At 46.7% G+C, this 18,320-nt stretch carries 19 protein-coding genes and 1 pseudogene; 10 read left to right on the forward strand and 10 right to left on the reverse strand.

Translation table 11 applies throughout. The annotated features are described in order from the left end of the window. Window positions 1-76: 76 nt before the first annotated feature. From AC3IRK_RS14855 to AC3IRK_RS14865, 3 genes are read left to right on the forward strand one after another with little or no spacing between them, the layout of a single operon-like run. Window positions 77-2,221 carry a PAS domain-containing sensor histidine kinase gene (locus AC3IRK_RS14855; RefSeq protein ID WP_489170175.1) on the forward strand — a complete coding sequence of 715 codons (2,145 nt, stop codon included), beginning with the start codon at window positions 77-79 and terminating at the stop codon, window positions 2,219-2,221. After that, window positions 2,218-3,303, forward strand: coding sequence for an SDR family oxidoreductase (locus AC3IRK_RS14860; protein WP_489170176.1), 1,086 nt, complete (start codon window positions 2,218-2,220; stop codon window positions 3,301-3,303). Before AC3IRK_RS14855 ends, AC3IRK_RS14860 begins: the two co-directional genes overlap by 4 nt. After that, entirely contained in the window at window positions 3,300-4,043 is a 744-nt protein-coding gene (locus tag AC3IRK_RS14865; RefSeq protein ID WP_131503493.1) for a sugar nucleotide-binding protein, read from the forward strand. Before AC3IRK_RS14860 ends, AC3IRK_RS14865 begins: the two co-directional genes overlap by 4 nt. A 64-nt stretch (window positions 4,044-4,107) precedes the next feature. Here AC3IRK_RS14865 and AC3IRK_RS14870 read toward each other — a convergent pair whose 3' ends face one another. Continuing rightward, window positions 4,108-5,499 carry a TrkH family potassium uptake protein gene (locus AC3IRK_RS14870; RefSeq protein WP_489170177.1) on the reverse strand — a complete coding sequence of 464 codons (1,392 nt, stop codon included), beginning with the start codon at window positions 5,497-5,499 and terminating at the stop codon, window positions 4,108-4,110. A gap of 165 nt (window positions 5,500-5,664) precedes the next feature. Between AC3IRK_RS14870 and AC3IRK_RS14875 the strand changes: the two are divergent. The 4 genes and pseudogenes from AC3IRK_RS14875 to AC3IRK_RS14890 all read left to right on the forward strand — a co-directional run. Continuing rightward, window positions 5,665-6,234 (forward strand): annotated as a pseudogene (locus tag AC3IRK_RS14875) (RNA-guided endonuclease TnpB family protein); the annotation flags it as partial. 173 nt (window positions 6,235-6,407) lie between these two features. Next, window positions 6,408-6,647: a hypothetical protein gene (locus AC3IRK_RS14880; RefSeq protein ID WP_012371741.1), complete on the forward strand. Its 240-nt coding sequence runs from the start codon at window positions 6,408-6,410 to the stop codon at window positions 6,645-6,647. Between the two features lie 97 nt (window positions 6,648-6,744). Further along, window positions 6,745-7,530 (forward strand): flagellar motor stator protein MotA, encoded by a 786-nt coding sequence (motA, locus tag AC3IRK_RS14885; protein WP_131973501.1) that lies wholly within the window; start codon window positions 6,745-6,747, stop codon window positions 7,528-7,530. Next, window positions 7,505-8,278 (forward strand): flagellar motor protein MotB, encoded by a 774-nt coding sequence (locus AC3IRK_RS14890; protein ID WP_131503496.1) that lies wholly within the window; start codon window positions 7,505-7,507, stop codon window positions 8,276-8,278. The genes motA and AC3IRK_RS14890 overlap by 26 nt, the downstream gene beginning before the upstream one ends. Before the next feature lie 90 nt (window positions 8,279-8,368). Here the strand turns inward: AC3IRK_RS14890 and AC3IRK_RS14895 are convergent, their stop codons facing one another. The 6 genes from AC3IRK_RS14895 to AC3IRK_RS14920 all read right to left on the reverse strand — a co-directional run bounded on the left by AC3IRK_RS14895 (window position 8,369) and on the right by AC3IRK_RS14920 (window position 14,165). Then, the gene (locus AC3IRK_RS14895) at window positions 8,369-8,902 is read right to left on the reverse strand and encodes a DUF420 domain-containing protein (protein ID WP_114596650.1); all 534 of its coding nucleotides are present in this window, start codon (window positions 8,900-8,902) and stop codon (window positions 8,369-8,371) included. Window positions 8,903-8,905: 3 nt separating this feature from the next. Continuing rightward, window positions 8,906-10,333 carry a dihydrolipoyl dehydrogenase family protein gene (locus tag AC3IRK_RS14900; RefSeq protein WP_131503498.1) on the reverse strand — a complete coding sequence of 476 codons (1,428 nt, stop codon included), beginning with the start codon at window positions 10,331-10,333 and terminating at the stop codon, window positions 8,906-8,908. After that, entirely contained in the window at window positions 10,330-10,707 is a 378-nt protein-coding gene (locus AC3IRK_RS14905; protein WP_131503499.1) for a DUF1499 domain-containing protein, read from the reverse strand. The genes AC3IRK_RS14900 and AC3IRK_RS14905 overlap by 4 nt, the downstream gene beginning before the upstream one ends. 97 nt (window positions 10,708-10,804) lie before the next feature. Beyond that, on the reverse strand, window positions 10,805-12,190 hold the full coding sequence (locus tag AC3IRK_RS14910) for a sensor histidine kinase (RefSeq protein ID WP_131503500.1): 1,386 nt from the start codon (window positions 12,188-12,190) through the stop codon (window positions 10,805-10,807). Then, window positions 12,187-12,879: a response regulator transcription factor gene (locus AC3IRK_RS14915; protein WP_131503501.1), complete on the reverse strand. Its 693-nt coding sequence runs from the start codon at window positions 12,877-12,879 to the stop codon at window positions 12,187-12,189. Before AC3IRK_RS14915 ends, AC3IRK_RS14910 begins: the two co-directional genes overlap by 4 nt. 23 nt (window positions 12,880-12,902) lie before the next feature. Then, a complete protein-coding gene (locus tag AC3IRK_RS14920; RefSeq protein WP_255508399.1) occupies window positions 12,903-14,165 on the reverse strand; it encodes a hypothetical protein in 1,263 nt (420 codons plus the stop codon). A 125-nt stretch (window positions 14,166-14,290) separates the two neighbouring features. Here AC3IRK_RS14920 and AC3IRK_RS14925 point away from each other — a divergent pair, with 125 nt between their 5' ends. Beyond that, a complete protein-coding gene (locus AC3IRK_RS14925) occupies window positions 14,291-15,097 on the forward strand; it encodes a Cof-type HAD-IIB family hydrolase (RefSeq protein WP_131503503.1) in 807 nt (268 codons plus the stop codon). Between the two features lie 58 nt (window positions 15,098-15,155). Here the strand turns inward: AC3IRK_RS14925 and AC3IRK_RS14930 are convergent, their stop codons facing one another. Then, window positions 15,156-15,815, reverse strand: coding sequence for a uracil-DNA glycosylase (locus tag AC3IRK_RS14930; RefSeq protein WP_131503504.1), 660 nt, complete (start codon window positions 15,813-15,815; stop codon window positions 15,156-15,158). Window positions 15,816-15,897: 82 nt separating this feature from the next. Between AC3IRK_RS14930 and AC3IRK_RS14935 the strand changes: the two genes are divergently transcribed. After that, entirely contained in the window at window positions 15,898-16,620 is a 723-nt protein-coding gene (locus tag AC3IRK_RS14935) for a WecB/TagA/CpsF family glycosyltransferase (protein ID WP_131503505.1), read from the forward strand. A gap of 50 nt (window positions 16,621-16,670) precedes the next feature. Here AC3IRK_RS14935 and AC3IRK_RS14940 read toward each other — a convergent pair whose 3' ends face one another. Next, window positions 16,671-17,303, reverse strand: coding sequence for an NAD(P)H-dependent oxidoreductase (locus AC3IRK_RS14940; protein ID WP_114596659.1), 633 nt, complete (start codon window positions 17,301-17,303; stop codon window positions 16,671-16,673). A gap of 116 nt (window positions 17,304-17,419) precedes the next feature. Further along, window positions 17,420-17,878, reverse strand: coding sequence for a MarR family winged helix-turn-helix transcriptional regulator (locus AC3IRK_RS14945; protein ID WP_114596660.1), 459 nt, complete (start codon window positions 17,876-17,878; stop codon window positions 17,420-17,422). 172 nt (window positions 17,879-18,050) lie between these two features. Here AC3IRK_RS14945 and AC3IRK_RS14950 point away from each other — a divergent pair, with 172 nt between their 5' ends. Beyond that, on the forward strand, window positions 18,051-18,308 hold the full coding sequence (locus AC3IRK_RS14950; protein ID WP_114596661.1) for a hypothetical protein: 258 nt from the start codon (window positions 18,051-18,053) through the stop codon (window positions 18,306-18,308). The last annotated feature ends 12 nt before the right edge of the window (window positions 18,309-18,320 follow it).

Here is an 18,320-nt window from a genome sequence, read left to right on the forward strand (position 1 = left end):
ATATAGAGAATACGTCACCCTGCTGACTTTTTTACACACATCCGTTTATCGTTCATTCCTTTTAAGGAGGTAGCTCATGGCAGAACATTCATCTCCTTCTTTCAGCAGAGTCATTCATGCAACGTTGCGCGCTCTCGAAGAGCCTGTTGTACTAGTGGATCGATTCGGTATCATCGACTTTGCGAATCCTGCATTTCATCAACAGTTCCGGCTGTCATCAGCTGATACATCGCTTTCTTCATTCTTTTTATTAGAAGACACACCTTTTCCGATTTCAACTCGGGTTCAGATCGTTTCTCTTCCTTACACGTTGACGATTTCCCCAGTCGAACAAACGGATTTCTTTTTAGTGACAATCCAGTCTCTTGATCTCCATCAATTATTGGATTCCACCATCGATGCCGCTGTTCTCGTGACGGATCCAAATTTCCGTATCACAGCCATTAACGAAACAGCCGGGACGATGTTCGGTGTCGATCCGGCCGCACTGCCTCAGGAGATGACACCAATCTCGATCCACGATCCGGAAGAATTCCAGCTCCGGAAACAACATCTGGAACAGTTGAATCTAAAAAACCTGTCCGATGAAGATATCCTTCTATTGCACGGACGGGGTACAGAAAACGACTGGACGTATCATCGAACAGACGGTTCCCGGTTTTATGGTCGCTTATACATGACAAGTCTCAAAAATGGCGGTTTCTTCTTATTCATTACAGACATCAGTTCTCAAAAACAAGTCGAGCTGCATCTCGCAAAAAGTGAACGGCGATTCCGTCTGATTGCCGAATCGGTTCTTGAAGCCGTCATCTTTCATAATGATGGCGTCATTCTCGATGCTAACCGGGCAGCGGAAATCATTTTCCGGACCCGACTCGAACTGATAAAAGGACAACAGATTCTTGATTTTGTCCAACCTGAGTTTCAGGAATCCGTCATTCGCCGAATCACGAATCATTATGAAGAACCTTATGAAGTCATCGGACGGCGGGCAGACGGCACTTCTGTCGAAATTGAAGTGTTTCCCCGCGAAATCACATATGAAAAAAACCGGATGCGCGTCGCTGTCGTGCGCGACATCACCGAACAAAAGAAAATCGAAAAGATGTTGGAGCGTGAAAAAAATGCCATCATGCGTCAACGTGATATTACGCAATCGATTCTTCAAGCTTCCAATGAAGGCTTTTTACTGACCGGGGAAGATGGCAGTTTCACCTACATGAACGTTAAAGCACGTAAACTGCTGGATGTTCCTGGTATCGCACCAAGTAAAATCCAGGAACGGATCAGTATGATTCCGAATCTCGATTTAGCAACACGTTACGCCATGTTGCAGCAAGTCGAGGAATTACTGGCAGGGAAACATTCCGAAATCTCCTTCCGCTTCACGCTGCAGCAACCCGATGAATCCAGTCATCACTACTTTGAATTTTATGCGACCTCGATCAAAAAAGAACGCAGTCGTTTTTCTCGTCACGGCTTTTTATTCGTATTCCGTGACCGGACGGAAGAACAAAAAATGAATCACGTCAAAGATGAATTGATCAGCACCGTCTCCCATGAATTGCGGACGCCGCTCTCATCCATCCTTGGTTTCATGGAACTGTTGCGTTACCGGCAACCTACACCTGAAAAAACGACCCGGTATGTTGAAATCGTTCATGAGGAAGCAAAACGGCTAACCAATCTTCTTAATGATTTTTTAGATATCCAGCGAATGGAAGGTGGCAAACAAGACTATGTCTTCAAACCATTTTCGTTACGCCAATTGTTAGCAGAAACGATTGAAACCTGTGGTGAAACAGCAGAGACACATACGATTCATGCCACGATGGATGATGATCCGATTGTCATTTTTGCTGATGAAGACAAAGTTAAACAGGTCATCATCAATCTGTTATCCAATGCAATCAAATATTCACCTGCCGCTGATCATATTGATGTTCGCTTGGAAAAAGCAGCAGATCAAGCCATCTTGAGCGTGACCGATTACGGGCTTGGTATTCCATCCACCGCTTTTGATAAACTGTTTACAAAATTTTATCGTGTTGACAATTCCGCTGTCCGAAAAATCGGTGGAACCGGTTTAGGGCTCGCCATCTGTAAGGAAATCATAGAATCCCATGGAGGCGCTATCTCCGTCGAATCAGAATTAAATCAAGGATCAACGTTCACGATTGTATTAGAAATTGATCCACGAAAGGATTTTGAAAAAAAATGAACCGAACCTATCTGATGACAGGATTTCCGGGCTTTTTGGCAACGAAGCTGATCGAACGTTTGGCTCTTGTTCCTGAGCAAATTGACTGCTTTTATCTGTTGCATCTTAAACATGAACACGCGAGTGCCGTTTCGCAAAAAGAACAGCTTTTGCGGACGACTCCGCTCAAGGAAGAACAGTTAATTTTGATTGAAGGCGACATTACAAAAGAAGGGCTGGGTTTGCCTGGGTCAATCTGGCAGGAGGTGGCCGGTCGCGTCACCCATCTCTTCCACCTCGCTGCTCTGTATGACTTAGCGACTTCTTACGATGCTGCTTTTCGGATTAACGTCACGGGCACTTCTCATGTGACACGTCTTGCCCATACCTTCGTTCACTTGGAGCGTTATGTTTACTTCAGTACCGCATACGTTTCCGGTCTTCGAACCGGAACGATCTCTGAAAATGAGTTATTGCATCAGGCAGACTTTAAAAATGCCTATGAAGAAACGAAATACATGGCAGAAGTACGGTTCCGCGAAGAAGTTGGAGCGTTACCCTATACGATCATCCGGCCCGGAATCGTGGTCGGACATTCCAAGACTGGTGAAACACCTAAGTGGGATGGTGTCTATTTCGTTCTAAATGCGCTACGGTTTTTGAGCCCTTTTGCCCCGTTGCCTTATGCCGGACGAGCGAACGCACTCATCAACCTCGTTCCGTATGATTATGTCGTCAATGCGACGACATATCTCAGTCATGCACCGGCCGGCATCCGGACGACCTATCACTTGACCGATCCGTTCCCGCATGGTGCCCGCGCCATTTACGAGATGTTACATGTCGTCTATTACGGGTCCTATCCACGCGGGGTCGTCCCGTTTCGTCTCGTCACATCACTGCTGACACCACGCGTCGCTAAACGCTTACAGATGCAGCGACAGACGCTTGATTACTTCGTGCATCCGGCCCGGTATGATATGAGTAACACATTGCGTGATTTGGACGGGACCGGTATCATCTGCCCGGATTTAGCGGAACTGATTCCCCGCCTTGTCGCCTATTACAAAACAAAACATCCACAGACGGGAGAACTAATATGAATGTTTTAATAACGGGCATGAACGGAACGGTCGCTCCTGTCCTCGCGGACGTCTTCCGTTCCCATCACTACGAGATCACCGCATGGGATCGGTCTGTCGTCTCAACGACTGATCCTGCCGTCATGGAAGCGTTCATCGATCGTGTCCAACCCGATTTGTTGCTCCATATCGGGATGGGTTCATCCGAATTTGCCGAAACGCTTGCGCGTCTGTCGTTTGAACGAAACATTCCGTTTCTTTTTACAAGTACGGCTTCCGTCTATTCCGACAATCAAAAAGGACCTCATGATCCTGCGGTCGTGCCGGCAGCAACGGATGAATACGGTGTATACAAACGAACGTGCGAACGTCTGATCCAAGCGGTCAATCCCGATGCTTACATCGTCCGGATCGGTTGGCAGATCGGGCAAGCAGCCGGCTCCAATAATATGATTGATTATTTGGAACGCCACGCTATTGCAGGTCCGATTCCCGCCAGCACAGAGTGGTATCCTTCCTGTGCTTTTTTAGAGGATACGGCACAGACGCTTTACACGATTATCACGACGTATACACCCGGTCTTTATCTGGCAAACGGGAATTCAAGTCATTCATTTTTTGACATCGTGACAGCTTTGAACATCCTGCATGGGTCGAAGTGGCAGATTACCGAAGATAACCGTATGACGCGCGATGATCGGATGACCGATTCACGGGTTGTTATCCGACCGATTTCAAAGCGTCTCTCCTTTTTCCAATAAAAAAGTGTCGTCCGCCCTATCAAACATGGGTCAGACGACACTTTTTCAGGTTGTTCCCGGAACATCAACCAATCAACATACTTTCTTTCGGATAACGAATCAAACGATCGTGTTGAGCGGCAAACGTAAACAGAATCGTCAACGATCCGACCCGGCCGAGCAACATCATAAACATAATCAAGGCTTTCCCGAAGTCGTTTAATTCCGCTGTGACATTCAATGACAACCCGACTGTCCCGAATGCGGACACCGTCTCGAAGAACAAGCCGACAAAAGAAATGTTCGGTTGTGACAAAGCAAGCAACGTCGTGATCAAAGCAATGAACAGGAGACTAAACACGGCAATCGCATAAGCTTTTTGAATCGCCTGCGGCCGAACCGTCCGTCGCATCAAGACGGTCTCACGTTGTCCGCGCAGATAAGTCCAGACGTTTTTCAAGATGACAGCTGCCGTCGTGACCTTGATTCCGGATCCCGTCGAAGCAGAACCTGCCCCGATATACATCAAGACCATCATCAATCCGATCGATAACGGAACCATCGTCGTTAAATCAATCGTCTGAAAGCCTGCAGTCCGCGTCGTGACGACTTGGAAGAAGACAATGTGTAACGCTTCAAAAAAGGATTTGTCATGAAGCGTTCCGAGGTTCGACACCCATTCATAAATCATCATCGCAAGGACCCCAAGTCCATTGATGACAACAAGCGACAACACCATCAGTTTCGAATGTAAGGAAATCTTCTTAAAACTCCGTTTCGCAGAGATATCCGCAATGACGGTAAAACCGAGTCCGCCAATCATCAATAACGCGGCAATCGTCAGGATGAAAGTCGTATCCTGTTGAAACCCGACCAGGTTATCGCCCCATAATGCAAAGCCTGCATTGTTGAAGGCCGATACGGCATGGAACAGTCCATAATACAGTGATTTGCCGAACGTATACTTATATTGGATGAATAAGTCGAGGGCAATCAACAGCATTCCGATCAATTCAACGACGACGGTCGTCAAGATGATGTTCCGGGTAAGACGGATTGTTCCGCCTGGACTGTCGAGATTAAACATCTCTTGAATGATGATCCGTTGTCGGATACCGATCTTTCGTCCTGTCACGCTTAACAAGACAAGCGCAATTGTCATGAACCCGAGTCCCCCGACCTGAATCAGCAACATCATGATGATTTGTCCTAACAGATTGAAGGACTCGGCAATATTGATCGTCGAAAGACCTGTCACTGTTCCGGCCGAAGTCGCAACGAACAAACAGTCGATGAACGATACATCCTGACCTGCCTGTTGGGACATAGGTAACCACAGTAAAAAACCACCCAGTAAGATGGTCAAGGTAAAACCGGTCGCAATGAATCGGGCCGGTTTATCGAATAACTGATGATAAATCAGTTCTCCGAACCGTCCGAACTTCGCAAGACGTGAACGTCTTTTATGTGAAAACATATTCATACTCCTCCTAAGATGAAATGACCCAATTGCATCTATCATACTCCCTCAAAAACATTTGTTCTATATAAATTAGGCGAAAGTACTCCCACTTCTAAACGAAGTGAGAGTGGGAAGTGAATCGCCCCCCTCCCTTTCGTGTATAAACCGGAGGTGAAAATCATGTTGAAGCATAAGGCCTACAAATTTAGAATATCCCCGACAAAAGAGCAGGAAATCCTGATCGCGAAGACCATTGGTTGTTCGCGCTTCATCTTCAATTACTTCTTATCGAAGTGGGATGAGACGTATAAAGTGACGGGCAAAGGACTGTCTTACGGTTCTTGTTCGAAAAAAATCCCGATGCTGAAGCAAGAGTTCGACTGGCTGAAAGAAGTCGATAGTCATTCGCTTCAATCGAGTGTCAAACACCTGACCGATGCGTATGACCGCTTCTTCAAGAAGCAGAACGAACGGCCTCGATTCAAATCGAAGCGCCATCCCGTCCAATCCTACAAGACCAATATCGAGAAGAAGAACCAGCTTTCCGAGGTCTCGATCGTCGGCAGCAAGCTCAAACTTCCTAAGCTGAAGTGGGTGCGTTTCGCCAACTCAAGGCAGGTCGCAGGACGCATCTTGAACGCCACGATCCGGCGTAACGCTTCAGGCAAGTACTTCGTCTCCCTCCTTGTCGAGCAGGAAATCCACGAACTGCCGAAGACCGGTTCATCCGTCGGCGTAGACGACGGGGTTAGCCTGATCAGGTTTCGACCGCTAGGTCGGATAACTCAGGAATCCTCCATCTCTTAGTGAAGCGTAGGTGGAGGTAGTTCAATTAAATCTGCAATCTACTAAACGTTTTCGTTTTTTTTTGGTAAAATAGATAAAAGTCGACGTTTAATCATAAAAGGAGGTTGAGGGAAACAGTGGACCCTAGGACGGCTGACCATTCGATTGAAGATGTCTCGCGAAGGCTTGAACGCCAATCGCAATGGATGCCCGCACAGCTATATTATCAATTCGAGGAGTTACTATCGCTACATGTGGATCAATCAATTCTAAACGAATTGTATATTGCATTAAAAAAATACGATGTATTAACCGATATAGAACGTGACGAACGAAACGAAAGCATTCAGTTGCTTATCGATGAAAACGGCGCGTGATTCTCGGTTTTTGGATTTCCGAGCAGAAGACGCCTCTTCTGCTCTTTTTGTTTTTCGTTCACGATCAGACAACATGGGGAAAGGTGGCACAAATGAAATGGATATCGTGTCGATTATTGGTATTATACTAGGGCTCATCACCTTAGTCGGAGGAATGATTCTCAAAGGGGCTCCACCCGTTGCATTACTGAACCCGGCAGCACTAGTCATCATTTTTGTCGGTACAGCGGCAGCAATCATGATTTCATTTCCAAAGGAACGTCTTAAAATCATCCCTGCTTTGTTTAAAGTCATCTTCTTTGAACAGCAATTGATGACAAAACAAACGTTGCTCCAACAATTTTTAACCCTTTCGACACAGGCTCGAAAGGAAGGTTTATTGTCACTTGAAACGGCAATCGAAGAAGTCGATAATGCGTTCATGCGCCGCGGCGTCATGATGGTCATTGACGGTCAACCGTCAGAATATGTTGAAGACGTCATGACGCGTGACCTTGAAAACATGACTGAACGGCACCATGCGAATGCCAACATCTTCACACAAGCCGGTACATATGCACCGACCCTTGGTGTTCTCGGGGCCGTCGTCGGTCTCGTTGCGGCCTTGTCTGATCTCTCAGACATCGAAAAATTAGGTCACGCGATTTCCGGTGCCTTTATCGCGACGTTGTTCGGGATCTTTACAGGATACGTCTTGTGGTTCCCGTTTGCGACCAAGTTAAAGCAAAAGTCAGCTACTGAAATCCAACTCTATGAAATGATGATTGAAGGAATCTTATCGATTCAGAACGGAGAATCTCCTAAAAACCTGGAGGATAAGTTACTTGTCTATCTGACACCGAAGGAGCGTGCGACGTATGAAACGGAAAAAGAAGCCGCATGATGAACACATCTCTGAAGGCTGGCTGATTCCTTACGCCGACCTCCTGACATTATTACTCGCTTTATTCATCGTACTGTTCGCTTCGAGTAACGTCGATGCCGTCAAACTGAAAGCCATGTCCCAATCGTTCAGTTCCGTCTTCAATGGTGGATCCGGCATGATTACGAACAGTTCCTTATCGACCTCACAAGAAGAAGAGGATTCGAAAAAAACGGATGCCCGAACAAAAGCACAAAGCTACGAAGTCGCTGAGCTCGAAAAGATCAAAGAAGAAGCCAATGATTACATTAAACAACAGAAGCTTGAGAAAGATATCAAAGTCGAGGTCACGAATGAAGGACTTGTCTTCACGATCCGTGACCGGGCCCTCTTTTCTCCTGCCCAAGCAGATGTAAAAGGTGATGCAATTCAAATCGCTCAAGGTATGAGTACCCTGCTTGTCAAAGCAGGACAACGTCAAATCCAGGTTTCGGGTCATACTGATAACATTCCGATCAATACCGTTCAGTATCCGTCGAACTGGGAACTCAGTGCAGAACGGGCCATCAGTTTCATGCGTGCTCTTCAGCGGAATCCGAAACTTGCACCTAAACGATTTACGGTCAGCGGCTATGGAGAGTATCAACCGATTGCTTCGAATGATACGGAAAACGGTCGCAGTCAAAACCGGCGTGTCGAAGTCCTGATCCGTCCACTGATTGATATCAAAGCACAAAACGTCTTGGATGAAACGAAGGTAAAACCGTAACATCCTTTGCTGTATGACGATTCGGCAATCAAAACAGGTCCACTCCGAGAACAATCGGAATGGACCTGTTTTTTTGATGCACGATTTTGTTTAATAGTACGGACGAATCATCACGTAAACGATAACGCCCGTCAGACTGACATATAACCAAAGTGGCATTGTAAAACGCGTCCACTTCTTGTGTTTCTCGAAATTTTGATTCAACGCATGGGCGAGCGACATCAAGACGAGCGGTACGATGACCGCCGCTAAAATGATGTGCGAAATGAGAATAAAGAAATAGACGGGACGAACGAATCCTTCTCCGCCGAATTTCGTCGATTCACTGACCGCATGATACGTCACGTACGAAATCAAGAATAATGTCGTCGTCGTCATGGCACCACCGATGAAACGGCGGTGATTGATCCGGTTTCCCCGGCGAATCGAAATCCAGGCACCGAGTAACAACATAAAGGTAAAGCTGTTAAAGATGGCATTTAAAAAAGGAAGCAGCGTCCAGTCAAACCCGTCACCGACTTGTAAAGGCGGCGCAAAAAACAACAGAGCGACCAACAGATTGATGACGAGCGTCAAAAGAATGACGACCGGAACGAAATTACGTTTTTTAGCAGATTGTTGCATGTATTATTCTCCTTGTTTCCAATCAAAGTATCGTTTTAACCATTTTGGCAATGGACCGTCAAAGAGACGTTCACGCCAGTATAAATCAGCCGCACGTTGGACCGCCGCCCCACGAATCGGGTACGGATGAACGACACGGGATAACTGACCGACCTTATCTTTGCGCGCCATCGCATAAACGACTTCCTGCATCCATTCGCCGGCCTGCTCGCCGATTGCATGGGCACCAATCAGTTTTCCGCGTTTATCAGCAATCAGTTTGACGCGACCTTCCGTCCGGCCGTTGATGACAAACCGATCGACTTCATCAAGTCCGGTTTCATAGACTTTGATGTCACTGTGTTTTTGACGTGCTTCTTCTTCTGTCAGTCCCAGATGGAACAGTTCAGGTGTCGTAAACGTCACCCATGGAACGGCACGGTAATCTGGTTTTGTCCGTAAGCCGAACAAGGCGTTCGTGACGACCGTTTTTCCTTCGAGACCGGCCACATGTGTGAACGGCAACGATTGAATCGTATCACCGACAGCAAAGATATGACGTTGGTTCGTCCGAAGGGAAGCATCGACTTGAACATAACCTTTTTCCACATGAACACCTGCGCGATCAAGGCGTAACGCATCAATCCGCGGCTTCCGGCCAACAGCCACGAGTACGGCATCCGTTTCAATGACACGGGATTCTTCGCCTGTTTTGACTGTGACTTCGATTCCGTTCGCAGCTTTCCGGACACTTGTGACGGTCGTATCCAAATGGAGTGTCAATTCCTGTTCGATTTGTCGTTGTAGTACCGTGACCATGCTGCGGTCTTCTTTTGGCATCAAGGATTTAGCACCCTCAATCACAGTCACTTCCGTTCCGAGATGCGCATAGGCTTGCGATAATTCGAGACCAATCGCTCCGCCACCAATGACAAGCAATCGTTCAGGGCGTTCCGTTTGTTCAAAAATCGTCTCATTCGTTAAGTACGGAATCGTATCAAGCCCCTCAATCGGCGGAATGATCGGCTGTGATCCCGTCGAAATCGCGAATTTTTCTCCGACAACCAGTTGTCCCGCTACTTCGACTTCATTGGCACTCAAGAAACTGGCTTCGCCGATATAGACATCGACACCCAAATCCTCGAACCGTTTCGTTCCGTCATGCGACTGAATGATATTCCGGGCACGGTCGACGCTTGCTTTTGTTTTGCTGTACACTGCGTCCCCGTTCAGGGTCACATTGTACTTGGCTGCCGTCTGCTTCATGACATGAACGTCATGCGCTGCTTCAATCAACGCTTTTGACGGGACACAACCGTAATGCAAACAATCTCCACCTAAATGTGTATGCCGTTCAATCAATGCGACGTGCGCACCGAGACTGGCTGCTCCTGCCGCAATTGTCATTCCGGCTGCTCCACCACCAATTACGACCAACTGATAACTTTTCATCGGGAAGCCTCCTTATACCGTGCCGAAATGTCTTCCATTCGTTTTCGGTTGACGCCCCAGTCGGAATAACCGACACGGGAAGCTGAGCGGAAATGAACTTTTTGGGAAGCTTCGTCGAAATAAAATTCAACATCATCTTTAAAACGAAGGACTTTACTCGAGAAGACAGCATGAATGTACGTTGGATCTTCTTTGACTACTGTCACCCGGTCAAGACTTTGAAGAACCCGCATGATTTGAAATTTTGATTCTGCTAGATTTCCGTTGAACGGTAAAGGTGTCATCTTCAACGCTTCTTTATCCGTCTGTGTCGATACCGCGTTCGGTTTCCCTGTAAGCGGACTTAATCTGCCGTTCGATACGCCAAGTGCCATGACTGATTCCTCCATTCGTTTCGTCTTGCTGTGAAGCATGATTCTCATTTTACTTTACCAGTTCAGTTTCGAAAGCGCTTCTCATTTGACTTTGCCGTTATGCTTTTGTGACCGGCAGGAGGATCGTCGCAATGGCTCCGCCTTCCGGTTGATTATCGATGAACAGTTTTCCTTCATGCGCTTCAACCAGTTCCCGGCAAATCGCCAGTCCTAATCCTGTTCCCCCTTTTCCTTTTTGAACTTGATAAAATTTCTCCGTGACGTGACGAAGATGATTTTTCGGAATTCCGGGACCTTCATCGCTGAAGGATAAAAAGAGGACACGTTCGGAACGGACAAGGCGAATCGTAATTTCGCCGTCAACCGGTGAAAAACGGATGGCGTTGTCGAGTAAATTCAAAAAAACTTGTTTCAATCGGTTTTCGTCGTACAACCCGATTACCTGTGCCGGTAACTTACGGATAATCCGAATATTTTTTTCCTCCAGTTTTTGCCGGAGCTGCGCCGTCACCGTTTCGATGACTTCCGTCAAATTCACTTCTTGCCGGTATAAGACTAAACGACTCGTTTCGAGTTTTGAAAAATCAAGCAACTGTTCAACAAGAGAAATCAACCGTTCGGTTTCAGAATGGATGATGCCCATCCCGAGCGATGCTTCTTCCGGCAATCGTTCCGGCTCTGCCAGCAACGTTTCACTCCACCCTTTGATGGAAGTGAGCGGTGTTCGTAACTCGTGCGAAATCCCGGAAATAAACTCGTCTTTTAATGTTTCCTGTTGTTTGATCTGTTGTCCCATATAGTTGATTGTTCGGGCAAGCTCACCCAGTTCGAACGTGTACTCTTCATTGACCTTAACATCATAATGCTGTTTGGCGATTTGATCGGATGCACCGATGACTTCCTGAATCGGTCGAACGATCGACGAGACGAGACGGGAGGAATAAATGTAGGCCAGTCCCCAGATCACGACACCCAACAAGAGAATCGCCAGACAAATTTCAATGACCCGTTGATCGATTTTAGCGAGCGACGTCGTATAACGCAGTGCTCCTGTCGTCTGTCCGAACGATACGATCGGTTCTGTCACCTCAAGCAGATGTTCATTCGTTGCCGGATCATCGTAACGTTTCGTGATCGTTCCCCCGCTCAGCAGACGTGTCACTTCCTGTTTCGTCATATTCCGCTTTGAGACGAAACCCGTGGATGAATAACGGGGGACCCCCTTCGCATCCAGCACTTCGATTTCCGCATCCGTGTAGGCATACGAATCAAGTACATCATGAATCGTCGCTTCTGAATCTTGAAAATCATATGCCAGACCACTGTTCGCAAATAAGACGGCACTTGCGTTCGCATGCCGTTTCAAGACATCTGTCGCCGTCACATAATAATAGTTATACGTCACGAAAGATAGGATTCCGATGACGAGCAGCACTGTCACCGTAATAATCGTCATGAACCGCATCAAAATCTGTCGTTTCATTTTTCGTTACGCCATTTATAGCCGTGTCCCCATAACGTCTCGATGAACTGGGGTTCTGCTGGATTTTCTTCGATTTTCTGACGTAAACGGCGAATGTTGACGTCGACCGTCTTCCGGTCTCCGAAGTAGTTTTCGCCCCACACTGCATCGAGCAACTCGTCCCGCGACATGACCTGATCTTCATTTTTAATGAAATGGCATAATAAATCGTATTCTGTCGGTGTGACTTCGACATCAATCCCTGCTTTTTGCACCCGTTTTGCTCCGAGATCAATGCGAAAAGGACCTGAGACGAGTTCACGCGGTTGTTTCCGGCGACGGAGCGTTTCGACCCGACGGAGCAGGGACTGGATGCGCGCCAACAGTTCAGCCGGGCTGAACGGCTTCGCGATATAATCGTCCGCACCGACACTGAGTCCCATGACTTTATCTTCTTCACGCGTCCGTGCCGTCAGCATGATGATGCCGACGACCTCATCTTTCGAGCGCGCTTGTTCACATACCGCGAATCCGTCGACTTCCGGCATCATGATGTCGAGCAGCAGGATATCGAACGTTTGCTGTTCAAAGTAGTTCAATGCTTCCCGTCCGTTCTCCGCTTCAATCACTTCATATCCTGCACGTTTTAAATTAATGACGATGAAACTGCGGATCGCATGCTCATCCTCGGCCACTAATATTTTAGTCATCTTATTTTCCTCCTGCTTTTACTTTATTCCACGAGCGCTACGTTGGCAGCGTACTCTTCATAGGATTGATTGGTAGAGATGACATACACGTAATCAATGCCTTCTTTAATTTTCTTCTTGCGATGACTGGCGATGTATTGAGTCTTTGGAATGATCTCCAGTTCAAAATCAATCGTTCCGGTCTCTCGGTTGATGAACCGGACCCGATTGTCCTTTTTCTCAATCGTTTCACGTGTCGCCCAGTTTGCGGGAAAACGCATGACGAAATTGTATTCGAGATCAATATACTGCTCTTCCCGAAGCTCAAAGCCGCTTTCAAGAAACGGTTCCACGTCGGAGCCGTTCCATGCGTAATAGGCCGTGATTCTCGGTTTTTCTTCGGCCACACGTCCGATGCTTCCGTCAGGCGTGTATTGATGCGCAAATTCGATGACACCGTCCTGGTCGACATCTTTCGGGAACGTATACATCGGCTCGACGATTTCGGATGTCTCTCCCCAGCGGACCGAGGTCAGCCGGTCTTGTTCAAGTTGAAAGACGCGTAGATGCATTTTTGCCTCACGGGTAAAGGAAACGAATATCCCCTTTTTCTTCGCCGGATTCACGGTATCAATTTCAAACAGATCATGATCCGCAAATAAATCACCTTCTTTGACTGGCAATGTGACATTTTGCCGGTTGGTCGGGTTCAAGGCTTCCTCATAATACACAAGTTCCGTCGTCCGTCCTTTTTTAAGCAATACCATATCCTGACGTCGGTCCTGATTCAAATCGGCAATCGTCAATCGATCATATGTATCGATTTTAGTAGTGTTAATCGACGGCTTCATCAAATCTTTCAGGAGATAGACCGTGTTCTCTTCAAGACTCGTCACACCAATCATCAGTTGATTCACTTTTTTGGATTTATCGAGGATGACATGCAGTTGATCAATCGATCGTCCTGTCGCAATCGGCTGGCTCACACGTAAAACCCACTTGTTCTTCAGGCGTTCATGTACCAACACTTTGATTTGAAATGTCCCTAGTTGTTCGATCCGGTAAAAGGTGATGGCTTCATCACGTCCATCCCGGTTCAAATCAATCAATTCATACAGCCTTGAAATGGATTGATTCCGAGGGGCCACGATTTCCGCTTCTGTCGGCAAATCGGTCTCAATTTTTGTTTTTAATGATTTTTCCCATTCCGGTAACGCCGGATGTTCAAGTAAGGAAGCCGGATGAGGCAATGTAAGACCGCATCCCGCCAAATATAGGGTCGATAAGAAAATTACAAAATATTTCATCATACTTAAATCCTTTCCATACATGCTCTTCTCAAACTTTATCACACTCTTTCAAGTGAGAGTATATTGTGGAAGAAGTGTCAACTTGTTAAGATGTAACAGATATTCGAAAGGGGTTTATATTCATGGCTTACGAAATGATTGTACTTGATCTTGACGATACATTATTGACGAGCGACCATACGATTTCTCCAAAAACGAAACAATCGTTACTCGACGCACAACGTCGTGGCAAAAAAGTCGTGCTTGCGAGTGGTCGTCCGACTTACGCGATGATTGATTTAGCAAACGAGTTGGAACTTGCCCGCTATGGCAGTTATATCCTGAGTTTCAACGGGGCTTCCATCATCGACTGTAAAACAAATGAGTCCCTCTTCTCCAGTACCCTTCTTCCGGAAACCGTACATCGTCTTTACGATTTAAGTAAACGGGAAAACATCGACATTCACACGTATGTCGGACACGAAATTTTGACAGAACGCGCTAACGGCTTCACGACAATTGAAGGGGAACTGACAGGAATGGATGTCATCATCGTCCCGGATTTCAAAGCAGCCATCACAGAACCGGTCGTCAAATGTTTGATGCTTGCGGAAGAAAACCGTTTGGCGGAAGTCGAACAAAAACTTCAACTTGAGTTAGCCGGTGAGCTTGCTGTCGCCCGCTCGAAGCCATTTTTCCTCGAGTTTACGGAAGCCGGTGTGACGAAGGGAACAAGTCTTGCCCTGCTCGCTGAACGTCTCGGAATCAAGCAGGCAGATGTCATCGCCTGCGGAGACGGCAACAATGATTTGACTATGATCGAATGGGCCGGTCTTGGTGTCGCGATGGCGAATGCTGCCGATACTGTCAAAGAAAAAGCCCAGTACATGACAGCTTCTAATGATGAGGACGGTATTGCCCTCGTCATCGAAAAATTCATGATGGATTAAACCATTCAAAAAAACCAATTTACTCCGTCTTTGTGGAGTAAATTGGTTTTTTCATGTTTTACGAAATACACCAATCGATTGGTGTTCGGTTTTGTTGCTGTAACCAGTCATTGGTCTGCGAATACGGCCGGCTGCCAAAAAAACCGCGGCTCGCCGAAAGTGGGCTTGGATGAACGGACTCGAGGACGAGGTGACGAGAGGTATCAATCAAGCTTTTTTTACTTTTCGCATGATTTCCCCAAAGAATGAATACAATCGGTTGCTCCTGCTGTCCAAGTACTTCGATGACACGATCCGTAAACGATTCCCAGCCCTTTTTCGCATGGGAACCGGCTTTCCCTGCTTCAACCGTCAGTGATGTATTCAACAAAAACACGCCCTGCTTCGACCAGGCTTCCAGATTACCCGTCGTCGGCACCGGACATCCGAGATCGGATCCTAGTTCCTTGTACATATTACGTAAAGACGGCGGAATCGCAATCCCGTCATTGACGGAAAAACTTAACCCGTTTGCCTGGTTTGGTCCATGATACGGATCCTGACCCAGGATGACGCAGCGGACATCCTGCGGCGCCACCGCGTCAAAGGCATGGAAAATCCGATCCTTCGGCGGATAGACCGTCGTTTCCCGGTAAGCGGTCTTGACGAAATCCCATAATTGGATAAAGTAGTCTTTTTCTTTCTCTTCTTTTAAAATCTCCTGCCAGGCTGCATGCATCCCGTTCGCTCCTTTTTTTCAGTCTCAAGCCCCTGTTCGTCCGGCTTGATTCTGCTATGATGGTACATGAGGTGGAATAAAGATGATTCAAACAACACAGTTATTTGGTTTGCCTTTTGTCGACGCAACACCGTCGAATTGGTATACCCATATTAAAACGATTTTACACAACAATGAAAAAGCCTTTATTGTTACAGCTAATCCCGAACTGGTCTTACGTTCTTTGCGTGATCCCGCTTATAGCCATATTTTACAACAAGCAACGTTCATCACGCCTGACGGAATCGGTGTGACGGCAGCCGGAAAACGGATGGGTCAACCGCTCACTGCGACATTGCCTGGCATCGAGACGGCACGGGAGTTGCTTCGAACAGCCGACGCTTTAAAGAAACGGGTCTTCCTGCTTGGTGGACGTCCGGAAGTCATGAAGTCGCTGATTCAACAATTATCAATCCGTTTTCCTGATATCCAGTTCGTTGGGACCTTTCATGGATTCGGCAAAGAAGAACAAGCTGCCAAAGTCATTCAAACAGCCGACGCCGATTTGATTTTGGTGGCCCTCGGGGCACCGAAACAGGAAGAATGGATTGCATCCGTTTATAACAAAGTGGATCACGGCCTTTTCATCGGTGTCGGCGGAGCGTTTGATGTCTGGTCAGGTCACAGCAAACGGGCACCGAAGGTCTTCCGAAAGTTGAAGCTCGAATGGTTGTACCGGATTTCCAGTCACCCGCGCGGACTGGAGAAGTTAAAGGACCTGCTCCTTTTCGCATCCCTTGTTTTACGAAAAAAAACTCATCTGTGAACACAAAATACCCGCTGTCCGGTTTACCGGACAGCGGGTATTTTCGTTTCTTATGCGTTGACCGTTGAGAATGAACGACCAAGTTCTTTTGCTTCTGCGATTGCTGCTTCTTTGATTTCTTCTGCTTTTTCTGGGTTCATTGCCATACCTTCGATGAACAATGAGTTGTAGTCTGTTACACCAGTGAAAGCGAGTGCTTGACGGAGGTAGTCATCTCCGAAGTTGAGGCCAGAACCGGCGTATACGCCGCCTGTTGCCTGAATGTGGAGTGCTTTTTTGCCTTCCATCAATCCTTTAGGACCTTCTGCAGTGTAAGCAAACGTTTTACCTGCAAGAAGAACGCTGTCGATGTACATTTTAAGACGGGCCGGGAATGAGAAGTTCCACATTGGCGTTACGAATACATATTCGTCCGCTTCCATATACTGCTCCAGGTGTTTCGTCATTGTACCGACTTTAGCGATTTCAACTTCTGAAAGCTCTTCGCCTGTCGCGAATTTGCCCCATGCGCTGAGTACGTCTGTATCGATTTCTTGGACATCTTCTTTATATAGATCAAGAACTTGGACTTCAGCGTTCGGGTTAGCTGCTTTGTAGCTTTCGAGGAAAGCTTCACCAGCTTGAAGGCTGAATGAATGTTCTGTTGATTTCGGGTTTACAGTTACATAAAGTAATTTAGTCATTTTTATTTCTCCCTTTTATCTAAAGTAATTTCTGTAAGTAAATATACCAACACCATTTTCTTTTGTCAATTAGTTTGATTTCAAAGAAAGCAACAAAAAAAGCTTAATCAGGATGATTAGGCTTTTTCCGAATGTGTATAGTGATCGGCCCGGTGGCCAATACGTTTTAGCTGATCAATCAATTGCTCTTTTTCTGAAATGGACAAGTCGCTGAATAAGTCTGTTAAAAACGCTTCATGTTTCGGGAACGTTTCTTCCATTAATTCTCTTCCCGCCTCTGTCAGTGTTCCGAATGTCACGCGACGATCCGTCGGGCATGATCGTCGGGCAAGAAGACCCCGGTTCTCTAATTTATCCACGACGTACGTGACACTGCCACTCGTTAATAAGATTTTATCGCCGATTTGTTGAAGTGGTGTATCGCCTTTGTGGTACAACAATTCCAGTACACCAAATTCCGATAAATTCAGCTGATGGGTCTTGATGTCTACTTTCACTTGTTCCGCTACTGCATGCATTGTGCGAGATAGAACAACGAGCATTTTTAATGCCAGCTTCGAGTCTGTCGATTCCATTTTACGTTCGCCCCTCTTTATCTTGATTCGAACCAATCATAGACCTCTTTTTTCCATTGGTCAATTCCAGTCCGGATTTTCCACTTTTATGACGGACCTCTCAGTTTTTGCTTGCCGTGAAACGCGTTCCATACATTACGGTCTTGATATACACTACAAGGGAGGTCTTCTCATGTCATTTCAAAAATTCCTGTCTCGTCTCTTTCAGAAAAATGTTGCTTACGAATTAGCGATCGAACAGCTGTACACATCGACCGGTTACTATTTGTGTAAGCATACGTTGGTCGATCAGTTTCCGGACTTGCCGCCAGCTCATCAAGTCGAGCTGCTTCAAAGAATTTCGGAACAACTCGATCGTTCGGCTTGGCTTGAAGGCCCGATCACGAGACAGGACTGGATTCAGATCCATCAACAATTATCCAACAGCTAGGAGGAACTTTTG

This window comes from Exiguobacterium sp. GL_137 (genome assembly GCF_057834585.1).

Excerpts from the sequence above, each read along its gene's own strand:
- motA (WP_131973501.1), top strand. The coding sequence starts at position 6,745 with ATGGATATCGTGTCGATTATTGGTATTATACTAGGGCTCATCACCTTA.
- AC3IRK_RS14950 (WP_114596661.1), top strand. The coding sequence starts at position 18,051 with ATGTCATTTCAAAAATTCCTGTCTCGTCTCTTTCAGAAAAATGTTGCT.
- AC3IRK_RS14920 (WP_255508399.1), bottom strand. The coding sequence starts at position 14,165 with ATGAAATATTTTGTAATTTTCTTATCGACCCTATATTTGGCGGGATGC.
- AC3IRK_RS14910 (WP_131503500.1), bottom strand. The coding sequence starts at position 12,190 with ATGAAACGACAGATTTTGATGCGGTTCATGACGATTATTACGGTGACA.
- AC3IRK_RS14890 (WP_131503496.1), top strand. The coding sequence starts at position 7,505 with ATGAAACGGAAAAAGAAGCCGCATGATGAACACATCTCTGAAGGCTGG.
- AC3IRK_RS14915 (WP_131503501.1), bottom strand. The coding sequence starts at position 12,879 with ATGACTAAAATATTAGTGGCCGAGGATGAGCATGCGATCCGCAGTTTC.
- AC3IRK_RS14860 (WP_489170176.1), top strand. The coding sequence starts at position 2,218 with ATGAACCGAACCTATCTGATGACAGGATTTCCGGGCTTTTTGGCAACG.
- AC3IRK_RS14895 (WP_114596650.1), bottom strand. The coding sequence starts at position 8,902 with ATGCAACAATCTGCTAAAAAACGTAATTTCGTTCCGGTCGTCATTCTT.
- AC3IRK_RS14855 (WP_489170175.1), top strand. The coding sequence starts at position 77 with ATGGCAGAACATTCATCTCCTTCTTTCAGCAGAGTCATTCATGCAACG.
- AC3IRK_RS14930 (WP_131503504.1), bottom strand. The coding sequence starts at position 15,815 with ATGCATGCAGCCTGGCAGGAGATTTTAAAAGAAGAGAAAGAAAAAGAC.
- AC3IRK_RS14865 (WP_131503493.1), top strand. The coding sequence starts at position 3,300 with ATGAATGTTTTAATAACGGGCATGAACGGAACGGTCGCTCCTGTCCTC.
- AC3IRK_RS14870 (WP_489170177.1), bottom strand. The coding sequence starts at position 5,499 with ATGTTTTCACATAAAAGACGTTCACGTCTTGCGAAGTTCGGACGGTTC.
- AC3IRK_RS14935 (WP_131503505.1), top strand. The coding sequence starts at position 15,898 with ATGATTCAAACAACACAGTTATTTGGTTTGCCTTTTGTCGACGCAACA.
- AC3IRK_RS14925 (WP_131503503.1), top strand. The coding sequence starts at position 14,291 with ATGGCTTACGAAATGATTGTACTTGATCTTGACGATACATTATTGACG.
- AC3IRK_RS14945 (WP_114596660.1), bottom strand. The coding sequence starts at position 17,878 with ATGGAATCGACAGACTCGAAGCTGGCATTAAAAATGCTCGTTGTTCTA.
- AC3IRK_RS14940 (WP_114596659.1), bottom strand. The coding sequence starts at position 17,303 with ATGACTAAATTACTTTATGTAACTGTAAACCCGAAATCAACAGAACAT.
- AC3IRK_RS14905 (WP_131503499.1), bottom strand. The coding sequence starts at position 10,707 with ATGGCACTTGGCGTATCGAACGGCAGATTAAGTCCGCTTACAGGGAAA.
- AC3IRK_RS14900 (WP_131503498.1), bottom strand. The coding sequence starts at position 10,333 with ATGAAAAGTTATCAGTTGGTCGTAATTGGTGGTGGAGCAGCCGGAATG.